Origin of the sequence: Albimonas marina, from assembly GCF_029223255.1 — a bacterium.
Classification (GTDB): Bacteria; Pseudomonadota; Alphaproteobacteria; order Rhodobacterales; family Rhodobacteraceae; genus Albimonas.
Genome location: NZ_JARHUC010000008.1, coordinates 163170 through 176451, shown reverse-complemented (window position 1 = coordinate 176451; position 13282 = coordinate 163170). Strand labels below are relative to the sequence as shown.

At 71.5% G+C, this 13282-nt stretch carries 1 protein-coding gene (running past one end of the window); it reads left to right on the top strand.

Annotated elements, in window-relative coordinates; translation table 11 throughout:
* Positions 1-13282, top strand: partial view of a matrixin family metalloprotease gene (locus P2H44_RS20645; RefSeq protein WP_275766651.1) — the final stretch only. It extends 23282 nt beyond the left edge of the window; the window shows 13282 of its 36564 coding nt (coding positions 23283-36564); its start codon lies off the left edge, out of view; it ends in the stop codon at positions 13280-13282.

The window sequence follows — 13282 nt, the reverse complement described above, 5'->3', positions numbered from 1 at the left end:
CAACTTCATCGGCTACGACGCCGGCTCGGCCAACCAGGACGTCTCGGGCATCGACCTGGTCGGCGCGGGCGTCAACACCACGCTGGTGGACGGGCCCTTCATCGCGGTGCGCTCGATCGGCGACATCATCGTCGAGGGCGCCGTGCGCAACTCGGCCGGCGTCACGCAGCTGATCACCTCGGGCGAGATCGTGCAGTCCAGCGGCTCGGTCATCGGCGGTCAGCAGATCGACCTCACGGCCGCCTCGGGGATCGGCGCGGACGAGGCGCTGTCGGTGAACCTCGCCGACGCGACCCGCGGCTGGCTGGATGCCGAGAGCGCCGCGGGAGACGTGCGCCTGGTCGAGACCGACGGCGATCTGAAGATCGACCAGGTGACCTCGGGCGCCGGCTCCAAGATCGAGATCACCTCCCAGGGCGACCTGGTCGCGCGGGACGGCGGCGCGCTGGTCAAGGGCTCGCGCATCACCCTGACGGCGGAGCAGGGGGCGGTCGGCGACTACGACGGCCTCGCGATCCGGGTCGACACGGGCGACACGGCCGACGACTTCCTGGACGTGGCCGCGCGCGGCGAGGTCAACGTCACCGAGACCGCGGGCGACCTGCGCCTGCGCCGGATCGACACCGACGGCGGCGTGCCGGAGGACGAGCTGATCCCGTCGTCCGACGCGACGGGCACGGTCCACAACGTCAAGCTGACGGTCGAGACGGGCAACCTGATCGACGCCTACGACAGCCAGCAGATCGACCCGCGCACCGCCGAAACCCTGCAGAAGGTCTACGAGCGGCTGCTGGGCGCCGACCTGTCGGGCCAGGCCTCGGTCGACCTGACCATCGGCGCCTACGAGGCCTCGGTGAACGCGGACTACGAGGCCTACTGGACCCTGCGCTCCGGCCAGGACGAGGGCGTCGGCGGCCTCAACCACGGCGGAACCTATTACGCGGTCGAGGATTTCCGTTCCGTCGAGCTGGGCGACTTCGCCATCGACGCGGACCTCGTCTCGGATGCGGGGACGGCCGATCTCGACGTCGGCCTGCGGGTGCAGGCGGCGGCGGATCACGCGGCCGGTGGGCTCGCCGGGGCGGTCTACGAATACGTGGGCGACGCCGAGACGGGCGTGCTGCTGGCGGACGAGAACTTCGGCGACGCGGCGCGCTGGACCCTGGTCGAGGCGACGGACGCCATCGACTTCGGCGCCGGCCACGGGCTGGAGACGGGCGACCGGGTGACCTTCAACCTGGCCTCCGCCACGCCCATCGCCTCGACCGAGGCCGCGGCCGACCTCACCGCGGGCGACGTGGTGGACGACGGCGGCGCGATCTGGGTCTACCTGGGCGCCGACGCCGTCGGCTACGACCTGACGGCCGAAACCTTCGACGACCCGGCGCTGTGGCGCGCGGGCACGCTCGAGATCGGCGGGCTGGTCGACGGCACGACCTACCTGGTCGAGGTCGACGCCGAGAACGGCGACCTCGTGCGCCTGCGCGACGAGGGCACCAACGACCTGATCGACCTGTCGATCCTGGGCGCGGCGGGCGTCGAGGGCATCCGCTTCGACCTGCCCGACAGCGACGTGATCCACCTGGCCGCGAGCCAGGCGGACGCCATCGCCTTCCTGCCCAAAATCCTTGCGCTCGACGTCTCCGACGACCGCGCCGCCCCGACCGAGGTCGCGCTGACCCCGGCAGGCCTCAGCGGCTCGGCCTTCGACGTGACCCCGGGCACCTGGGTCACGGGGCAGGAGATCGTCTACTCCGCGGGCTCGGGCGACGCCTTCGACGGGCTGGTGGACGGGGGCGTCTACTACGCCGTCGTCGACGACGCGGCCGACGGCACGCTGATGCTGGCCGCGACCCAGGCCGACGCCTTCGCCGGGACGACTCTGTCCATCGGGCAGGGCACGGCCACCGACTCCGGCCATTCGCTGACCGGCGGCAAGCCGCTGCACCGCCTGTTCCTGGGCGAGACGCCGCCCGCCGACCGGGCCGACGCCTCCCTGCTGGCGGCCTTCGACCCCTCGGGGGCGGATTCCGCCCTCGACCAGGCCCATGACGGGATCCGGGTGACGGGCGCGGTGTCGACCGGGGACGCCGTCAGCTACATGTTCCTCTACTACGACCCCGGCCACCAGGCGGAGCTGTCGGAGGCCGAGCGCGCCGCCTACGAGGCCTTCTTCGCGACCTCCACCGAGGAGACCTTCGCCCCCGCCGACGTGGCCGACGACGCCATCGACCTGGGCGGCCACGGGCTGGTGGACGGTCAGCTCGCCACCTACTCGGCCGGCGGCGGCGACGCCATCGGCGGGCTGGTGGACGGCGAGGACTACGTGGTCTGGAAGACCGGCGAGACGGGCGGCGCGATCAAGCTGATCGCCGAGGCCGACCGCGCCGCCTTCCTCGTCGCGCTGGCCGAGCTCTCGGACGGCGATGCGCTGAACGACCTGGCCGCGCAGACCACGCTCGACGGGCTGGTGATCGCGCTCGATCCCTCGGTCGCCACGGGGCTGACCCACTCGCTGACCGGCACGCTGGACGCGGCCGAGATCCAGGCGCGCATCGACGTGCTCGAGCAGTCGCGCACGGTCGAGTACCACAACCTGCACGCCACCTACGGCGACGTGGGCAACCTGCTGCAGGCCACCGGCGCGCCGGGCGCGCCCGCCTACAACGCCGACCTGATGGACGAGAGCTTCGCCTACGACGCCGGGACCCGCGACGCGGCCCCGACGGACGCGCTGCACTCGACCTTCGAGGCGGCGGACGTGTCGGGCGACGTGATCGACTACGGCGTCAACGTCTTCAAGAACGGCCAGGCGGTGCTGTTCCAGGCGGGCGCGGGCGACGCGTTCGGCGACCTGGTCTCGGGTGAGGTCTACTACGTCGTCTTCGCGGCCGGCTCGACCACCTCCTTCAGCCTCAGCTCGACCGCGGACGGGACGAACATCGTCTCGCTCGCCGGCGGGGCCGGCTCGGGCCATGCGCTCTGGGAAGGCGGGGCGCTGGCCGCCCGCGCGGCCTGGACGCAGGACCAGCTCGACAACTCGATCTCGGCCTCGGTGCTGCGGCCCAAGGCCGTGCCGGGCACCACGCTGGCGACCGAGGCGGCGAACTTCCTGGGCGCCGACGTGAAGGTCTACGCGCTCGCTGGCGACATCGGCAGCCGCCTCGACGCGCTGGAGATCGACCTCGAGCAGCTGGCCGCCGACATGGCCGCCGACCCGAGCTACGACAACTCCGACATCCTGCTGGCCCTGGCCGCGGCCGAGCCGGGGGAGATCACCTTCTTCGACGCGTCGTGGAACGTGATCGACCAGGAAGACACCTCCGCCACCGCGCGCTACCTGGTGATCGAGCGGGCCGAGGACCTGGACTTCGCCGCCCAGGGCGACATCACCGCCATCGCGGACGGCGACGTCTTCATCGGGGCGGATTCCATCCTGGGGATGAACATCCTGCGGGTGGACGCCCAGACCGGCGACGCGCAGATCAAGTCGCAGCACAGCGTGCGCGACGTGAACCCCAACACCTCCGACCACGCCACCGTCACCGCCGGCTCCCTGATCGTGGAGGCCGAGGAGGGCTCGATCGGCGACGCCGCGGACCGCTTCGTCATCGACCTCCGCGAGGGCGGCACGCTGACCGCGCGCTCGGGCGTCGAGATCTGGATCACCGAGAATTCGCTGGCAGGCGACGCGTCCGACAGCGGCGACCTGCTGATCAAGGAGGTCTCGGCCGTCTCGACCCTGGGCGATCCGACCCATGCGGACCTGGAGACGACCAAGGGCGACATCCTCGACGTGGGCGTGCTGGACCCGGCGGTCCCGAACCCGTCGGAGGTTGCGACGATCAACTCCGGCACGCTGACCCTGTCGGCGGCGGGCTCGATCGGCTCGGCCTCCAACTTCCTCGACATCGCGCTGCTGGAATCCCTGAACGCCGAGGCGCTGAACGGCGACATCCGGATCATGGAGATCCCGGACGTCGACTTCACCGACGGCGACATGGTGATCGAGCGGGTCTGGACCGAGACGGGCGACGTGCACCTGATCGCGCGCCAGGGCTCGATCTTCGACGTCAACACGACGGGGTCCGAGGACACCACGATCGACGTCACCGGCATCAACATCACGCTGTGGGCGACGCCGGACAACGGCTCGGGCATCCCGGGCGAGGGGCAGATCGGCTCCGCCCTGCGCGGCTACGTCGAGATCAACACGCTGGGCGGGTCGCTGAACACCTTCTCCGGCGGCGACCAGCGGATCACCGAGCTGTCGGTGAACCCGCTCTACGAGGACCTGAAGCTGGGGATCGTCGAGGTCGCCCAGATCGGCGACGTGGCCTTCATCCGGGCGCCCGAGGGCTCGATCCTCGACGGCGACGCGGACGAGACGACGGCGAACCTGCTGGCGGGCAAGATCTGGCTGTTCGCGCTGAACGACATCGGCGCCGACGGGGCGCGGATCGTCTCCATCGCCAACTCGGCCGAGAGCTGGTCGCAGTCCGGCTCCACCTGGATGCTGAACTTCGGCGCCCTGGGCGTGGGCGGGGTGATCGACTCCGGCGCCGGCGGCGGCATGGTCGCCGGCGGCTCGGTCGAGTTGACCGCGTCGAGCCCGATCACGGTGACCGAGAGCATCTTCGCCGTCGACCAGATCGACGTGATCGCCAACGACGACAATTACGACGACGGCGTGATCCCGGTCGGCGAGGAGGACGGCGATCCCGACCACCTGGTCGTGGAGGCCGTGAGCATCGTCTCCACCGGCTCGAACGTGATCCTGGACGGCGGCGACGACGTGCTGATCATGGCCGGCGCCTCGGTCCTGGCGCTGAACGGGGTGGTCCGCGTGCTGGGCGACCGGCAGTCGATGGGCGGCGTGGACGCCTCCGGCTCCAACGTCACCGTCGAGGGCGGCGCGACGATCCAGGGCTCGCGCGTCGAGATCCTGACCGGCGACGACGCCGACGAGGTGGTGATCGAGGACGGCGCGGTGATCGAGGCCGCCCATGGCGTGCTGATCCAGACCGCGGGCGACGAGGACGTGATCCGCATCCGCGGCCGCATCGACGTGGGCGCGGACCTGACCCGGCCCGGCGACATCGCCGACGCCGAGCGGATCGTCATCACCGGCGGCGGCGACGACGACCGCATCGTGGTGCGCCCGACGGCCGAGCTGATCGGCCCCGCGGTGATCCGCGGCGGCGGCGGCGACGACCAGGTGGTGATCGACGAGCTCGCCACCCAGTCGGCCGGCGACAGCCTGCTGATCGACGGCCAGGCCGGCGGCGACGAGGTCAAGATCCAGACCACCGGCTCGGCGCTCGGCTCCAACGACTACCTGATCAACGTGCTCGACAGCGGCGGCGTGAACTCCGGCTCCGACACGCTGATCATCGAGGGCACCTCGGGCTTCGACGCCTTCCTGCTGCGGCGGGTGGCCGAGAACCCCGACTTCGACCCGGCCAACGCGGCCGAATACGCCGACGGCCCGGCGCCCGCCTTCGTGGCGCTGATCCACGGCGCGGACGAGGACGCGGTGCGCGGCGGCCAGCCGGCCGGCACGCCGGTCGAGCGGATCAACTACGACCGCAACATCAACGGCCGCCTGATCGTGAACGGGCGCGGCGACGACGACGTCTTCGCCTCGGACGACACCTCGGCCATCGTCACGCTGGACGGCGGCGTGGGCGCGGACGACTTCCAGATCGGCCAGCTCTACGGGTCCGAGCGCGACTACAACGCGGTCGATCCCTTCGACGTCTTCGACGACGCGACCGAGCGGACCACCCGTGGGTGGCTGTCGCGCGGCGTCTCGCTGCCGATGCTGGTGCTGGGCGACAAGGGCAACGACACCTTCACCGTCTACAGCTCCAAGGCCGCGGTGCGGCTCGAGGGCAACGACGGCGACGACGACTTCGTGATCCGCGCCTTCCTGCTGATGGACCAGGACGACGCCAACTCTATCGCCGAGGGCGCCGAGGTGGCCGGCGGCGGCGGCGACGACGCGATCCAGTACACGATCAACGCCCCGGTCAACATCGACGGCGGCGCGGGCTTCGACGAGGTCGTGGTGCTGGGCACCGAGGCCGCGGACGCCTTCGTGATCACCGAGGACGGCGTCTTCGGCGCGGGCCTGAACGTCACCGTCTCGGGCCGGGAGGAGAGCATCGAGGTCGACGGCCTCGAGGGCGACGACACGTTCTACGTGCTGTCCACCCGCGCGGGCGTCGGCTACCGGATCATCGGCGGCCTCGGCCACGACACCTTCGAGATGACGGGCGACGTCGACGAGGAGGGCGTGGTCACCCGCGAGCTCGAGGGCCGCTCGGCCTCGGTCCTGCACGGGATCGACACCACCGTCCTGACCCGCGACACGAGCTTCGACACGCTGTTCATCCCGGGTCTCGACCTCAACATCGGCGACGAGACCACGGGCCAGGTGCAGATCGACACCGGCGGCGACCTGGTGCTCGACGAGGCGGACGTGGCGACCACGGCCTCCTACAAGATCTCGCTGTCCGAGGCGCTGACCGCCTCGGCCGCGGCGCCGGTCTTCGTCAACGTCTCGGCCGCGCGCACCACCATCCGCGAGGAGGAGGGCGAGGCCGACGACTACAACCCCGCCCCCGCCGCGGAAGGCGACTCGATCCTGATCTCGGCCGACGGCGGCGCCACCTGGGCGCGCTACCTGACGCTGGAGTGGACCGACGTCTCCGAGGAGAAGACCATCCTGGTCAAGGCGGTGGACGACGACCGCTCGGAGGGCACGCGCGACATCTCGATCAGCCACGCGGTGGTCAGCCAGGACCTGAACGCCGACACGGCCGACGTCGCCGACGTGATCGTCACCGTCTACGACGACGAGCGTCCCGCGATCATCGTGCGCGGCGGCGAGGGGATGCTGGTGGCCGAGGGCGACCTGACCCCCGACCTCGCCGGCTACACGCAGGGCCTCGAGGACGGCTACTCCGTCGGCCTCTCGCGCGATCTGGAGGTCGGCGAGGTGGTGGTGGTCGAGCTGGACCTCGGCGACGACCCGCAGGTCGAGATCTCGACCGCCGACGGCCGCTACGACGCGGTGGCGGGCACGATCACCTTCACCTACGCCGACCAGGGCGACGTCGCGCTGACCGTGCGCGCGGTGGACGACGCGGACCGCGAGAGCCCGACCGGCGAGCTGATCCTGCACAAGGTGATCGCGACCAACGCGGCCGGCTACGAGCTCGCCGACGTGGCCGAGGCGACGGTCATCGTCTACGACGACGACAGCGCCGGGGCGATCGTGACCGAGACCGACGGCGACACGCTGGTCGACGGGACCGATCCGACCGACACCGACACCTACCACATCCGCCTGACCAAGGCGGTCGAGGCCGGCAAGACCGTGACCGTGAACGTCGGACCCGACGGCCAGCTGCTGGCCTCGACCGACGGCGGCGCGACCTATGTCGACGGCGACGGCGTGGCCAAGCTGACCTTCACGGCCGACAACTGGTACATCCCCCAGGAAGTCATCCTGAAGGCCAACCCCGCCTTCACGCCCGACCCCGACGCGCAGCCGCGCAAGGTGTTCGCGCCGCAGCCGCATCTCGCCAACCGCCTGCAGGGTCCGATCGAGATCATCGGCGGCGAGAGCGGGGCCGACCGCAGCCTGAAGGCCGCGATCCTGCTGCCGGGCGAGAGCGACGCGCCCTTCACCGAGGTCGAGACCGACTTCGACGAGACCACGGGCATCGACCGGGTGAACGTCTACAACGACGTCTCCACCTCGAACGAGGTGCTGACCGTCACCGGCTCGAACGTCTTCTTCGAGGGCATGTCCGACGACCTGACCTTCGAGGAGACGCAGCCCGACGGCTCGATCCGCACGATCACCTTCGACAAGGGGATCACCTACTCCGACGTCGAGATCCTGGAGGTGCTGAACGGCTCGGGGAACGACCAGATCACCATCGAGTCGACCCTGACCCCGACCGAGGGCTCGACCCACGGCGGCATCACCATCATCCACGGCGGCGGCGGCGACGACGCCATCACCGTCACCGGCGGCGGCGGGGCCGACAGCCCGCTGGTCATCTTCGGCGACACCTCCGAGGACGGCGTGCGCTATTCCGCGAGCTCCGACGAGCCGAACGGCAATGGCGTGGCCTTCGACAACCCGGGCGACGACTACATCGACGCCTCGGCGGTCGGGGTGCTGGGCGTGGCCATCGACGGCGGCGAAGGCGACGACGAGATCCACGGCAGCCAGGCCGGCGACCACATCGCGGGCGGCGAGGGCGACGACTCGATCTACGCCGGCGCGGGCGACGACCACGTCTACGGCGACGGCCGGTTCAACATCGACCCGGGCAGCCGCCTGGCCGAGGACGTGGACCCCGAGACCGTCACCTTCGACGACGACACGACCCTGCGCCGCCTGACCGCGACGACGGGCAACGCGGTCGGCGACGACGTGATCTTCGGCGGGCTGGGCGACGACGTCATCCTGGGCGATCACGGCGTGATCGAGCAGGTCGCGGAGACCCTGCGCCTGCTGACCACGGGCGAGGTCACGGTGGTCCGCACCACCGATCCGACGCTGGCGGGGAACGACACGATCACCGACGCGCCGGGCGGCGTGCCGGGCGAGCGCAACGTGATCCTGGCGGGCGCCGGCGACGACGTCGTGACCACCGGCGACGGCGAGGACATCGTCATCGCCGACCTGGGCGTGGTGGACTTCGTCTCGCTCGACGGCGACCTGGCCAACCCCGACCTGATCTACTCGACCGAGCCCTTCATCGGCGGCGTCGACGTCGTGACCACCTCGACCGGGGCCGACATCGTGATCGGCGGCGCCATGGGCGACGTGATCTCGGCCGGCTCGGACGCCGAGGGCGACGTCTCGCGCGACGTGGTCGCGGGCGACGCGGCCGAGATCGTCTTCACCACCGCGGGGGTCGTCACCTCCTTCTCCGGCATCGCGCCGGCGGCGGGCGGGGTCGACGCGATCGAGACCGGCGGCGGCGACGACCTGGTGATCGCGGGCCGCGACGGCGACGCGATCGACGCGGGCGCGGGCGACTACGACGACGTGGTCCTGGGCGACAACGGCGTGATGACCTTCCAGGCCGACGGCACGCCGATCCAGATCACCTCGGTCCTGCCGACGGACGACGCGGCGGCCATCGCCGCGGCGGGCGCGGACTCGATCTTCACCGGGCAGGGCGCCGACATCGTGGTCGGCGGCGCGCTGGGCGACCTGATCGACGCCGGCACGGATGCGGCCGGGGATCTGAGCGACGACATCGTCTTCGGCGACCGGGCGCTGATCACCTTCCACGCCTCGGGCGGGGTGGCGCTGCTGCGCGGCCTCGACCCGCAGCACGGCGCGGGCGACGTGGTCACCACCGGCGGCGGGGACGACAGGGTGATCGCGGGGGCCGGGTCGGACTCGGTCGACGCGGGCGCCGGCGACTTCGCCGACGTGATCCTGGGCGACGACGGCCAGGCCACCTTCCAGGAGGACGGCACGCCGCTCGAGATCACCAGCGCGACCCCGCAGGACGCCGAGGGCATCCTCTACGGGGACGCGGACTCGATCTTCGCGGGCCAGGGCGCCGACATCGTCATCGGCGGCATGGGCGGCGACCGGATCGACGCCGGGACCGACGCTCTGGGCGACGCGGCGACCGACCTCGTGATCGGCGACCGCGGCCAGATCCTGTTCCACGCCAACGGCGTGGTGGCCGAGCTCTCGACCCTCGACGGGGCCGAGGGCGGGGCCGACCGGATCTGGACCGGCGGCGGCGCGGACGTGGTGATCGCGGGCGCGGGCGGCGACGAGGTCGACGCGGGCGCGGCCGACTGGTCCGACATCGTGATGGGCGACGCCGGCACGGCGATCTGGAGCGACGACGGCGCGCTGGTGGAGCTGACCTCGGTCATCGCCTCCGACGACGCGGGCGCGATGGATGCGGCGGGCGACGACTCGATCTTCACCGGCGACGGCGCGGACATCGTGATCGGCGGCCTCGGCGGCGACCTGATCGACGCCGGGACCGACGCGGGCGGCGACGACGGCGCGGACATCGTCTCGGGCGACCGGGCGCGGATCCTCTTCGACGGCGGCGTGATCAGCTTCCTCGACGCGCTGACCCCGAACCGGGGCGGCGCGGACTCGGTCACCACCGGCGGCGGCGACGACATCGTGGTCGGCGGCGGCGCGGGCGACACGTTCGACCTCGGGACCGCGAACGACATCGCGGTCGGCGACATGGCCGAGCTCACCTTCGACGGCGGCGTCGCGGTCTTCATCGACGTCACCGACAACGCCGTGGGCGGCGCGGACGTGATCTTCGGCCGCGAAGGCCAGGACGTGATCGTCGGCGGCACGGACGACGACCGCCTCGACGGCGGCGCGGACGAGGATCTGATCTTCGGCGACAACACCGACCTCGACCGGCGCGGCGCCTTCTTCGGCGACGTGACCTCCCCGCGCTTCCGCCAGCTGACCGGGGCGACGATCTACACGATGGACGACATCGCCCCCGGCGAGGCCGGCGAGGTGCTGGTGGGCCCGGATCCCGAGCTGAACCCGGTCGGCGCCGCCGTCTGGGCGGACTGGGAGATCGAGATCGAGGATCACGACCACGCGACCGCCGCCAACCTCTTCGGCGACGACTACATCGCCGGCGGCGCGGACGACGACATGATCTTCGGCCAGCTGGGCGACGACGTCATCCAGGGCGACGGCGGGATCGAGGGCGCCCTGGCCTCGGTCGGCGCCGGCCGCGTGGGCGGCACGGTGCAGGGGCTGCTGGTCATCTCGGCCTCCCTCGGCCAGGAGACCGACGGCGACGACTACATCGAGGGCAACGGCGGCGACGACGTGATCTTCGGCAACCTCGGCCAGGACGACATCGTGGGCGGCTCGTCCACGATGTTCAGCCTGGATACGGCCGAGCGTCGTCCCGATGGCGAGGACCTGATCTTCGGCGCCTCCGGCGACGGGTCCGCGCGCAACGACGTCAACGGCGACCTGACCCTGCTGGACGACACGGACGACGGCGACCTGCACGCCCGCGACAGCGACATGATCCTGGGCGACAACGGCGACATCGTCCGGCTGGTCGGCGCGGACGGCGAGCTCCTGCAGTTCACCTACGACACCTACGGCGCGCTGAAGATCGTGCCGCGGGCCTCGATCCTGGTGGACTACACCGCGGGCGGCTCGCAGTTCGCGGGCTACGCCGACGACATCGGCGGGGCCGACGAGATCCACGGCGAGGCCGGCGACGACTTCATCTACGGCATGGTCGGGAACGACGCCCTGTTCGGCGACGCGCAGGACGACGACATCATCGGCGGCTACGGCCACGACTGGATCTCGGGCGGGACCGGCCGGGACGGCATCCTGGGCGACGACGGGCGGATTTTCACCTCGCGCAACGGCTTGACCGAGACGCTCTCGGGCGTCGACGCGGCCAACACGGAGGCGTTCATCTCCACCCCGAACTCGGTCCACCAGGCGGTGATCTACGCCGAGGGCGACCTGCTCAAGCAGGTGAACCTGACGCCCTTCGACACCGACATCGGCCGGGCCGACCTCTCCGACCAGGCCTCGTCCGCGCCGACGGACGCCGACGACATCATCTTCGGCGGCCTGGGCGACGACTTCATCCACGGCGGGGCCGGGGACGACGCGATCTCGGGCGCCGAGGCGCTGCCGGTCGCGGCGGCCGACGACGGGTCGGAGATCATCACCTCGGGCTTCCTGACGCCCTGGAACCCCGGCGGGGTGCTGGGCTTCGGCGCGGCCGATCCGGAGGAGTTCAACCTCTACGACGAGGACGATCCCTGGTCGAAGGTGATGGTCGGCGGGACCGAGTTCCTGCTGAACTTCGACAGCGCCGACGTGAACGCGCCGCAGGATCCGCGGACCCTGGGCGACGCCGGCGACCTGATCACCTTCACCGACGGCGACGACCGGATCTTCGGCGACCTCGGCGACGACTGGATCGTGGGCGGCACGGGTCGCGACCGGATGTACGGCGGCTACGGCAACGACCTGCTGAACGCCGACGACGAGCTGGGCACCAACGGCGGGGCGAACGACGCCCCCGACACCGACGCGGGCTACGAGGACCATGCCTTCGGCGGCGCCGGGCGCGACGTGCTGATCGCCAACACCGGCGGCGACCGGCTGATCGACTGGTCGGGCGAGTTCAACAGCTACGTGGTGCCCTACGCGCCCTTCGGTCTGCCGACGGTCAGCCGCTCGGTGAACCCGCAGCTGCAGGACTGGCTGATCGAGCTCTCGGCCTCGGACGGCGCGGACCACACCCGGGCGGCGGACGCCGGCACGAGCGCGGGCCGCAACGGCGAGCCCTTCGGCGAGATCGGCATGGTCATCCAGCAGGACGACGACTGGCAGGACCAGCATGGCGGTCCGGGCGATCCGCAGCCGGGCAACATCCCGGGCGGCGCGCGCGACGTGCTGGTCTCGGCCGATCCGGACCTCGCCTCGCGCGGGGGCACGGGCGGCGGCTCGACCGGCGGCAACGGCAACGGCGGCAACGGGAAGGGCAATGGCGCCAACGTCATGCTCGACCAGGCCGTGACCGGCGAGACCGGCCAGATGTCGCTGACCCTGGAGGAGGTCGCCCCGGTGCTGGAGGAGGCGGTCGAGCGCTGGTCCACGCAGCTCTCCGACGCGCAGCTCCAGGTCCTGGCCTCGCTCTCGGTCGAGATCGGCTCGCTCGACGGAACGGCGGTCGCGCTGACCGAGGGCGCGCGCATCACGCTCGACCTCGATGCGGCGGGCGCCGGCTGGTACGTCGATCCCGATCCCTCCACCGACGACGAGTTCGACGGCGAGGTGGCGGGGGTCGACCTGCTCTCGGTCCTGATGCACGAGATCGGCCACGTGATGGGTCTTGGGCACGAGGACGACGAGGACGCGCTGATGGACGAGGACATCGGCGTCGGCCAGCGGGTCGCGCCCGACGGCTGGGGCGACGACACGCTGTTCGGCGGCGGCTTCGCCGACGTGATCTCCTCGTTGACCGCGAGCGACATCCAGGTGGAGATCACCCGGGTCGAGCCGCTGGTCCGCGGCCGGGAGGGCGACGACGACGTCCGCGTCTACGACGAGGACGGCGGCGACTTCGAGGGCGAGGACGGCGACGACGCCTGGTTCGTGATCGGCGACGGCGACGAAGGGGGTTACGCCCCGGCGCCGGCCGTGATCGACTGGAGCCGCGGCAAGAACGGCAAGGGCAAGGGGGCGGCCGGCTGA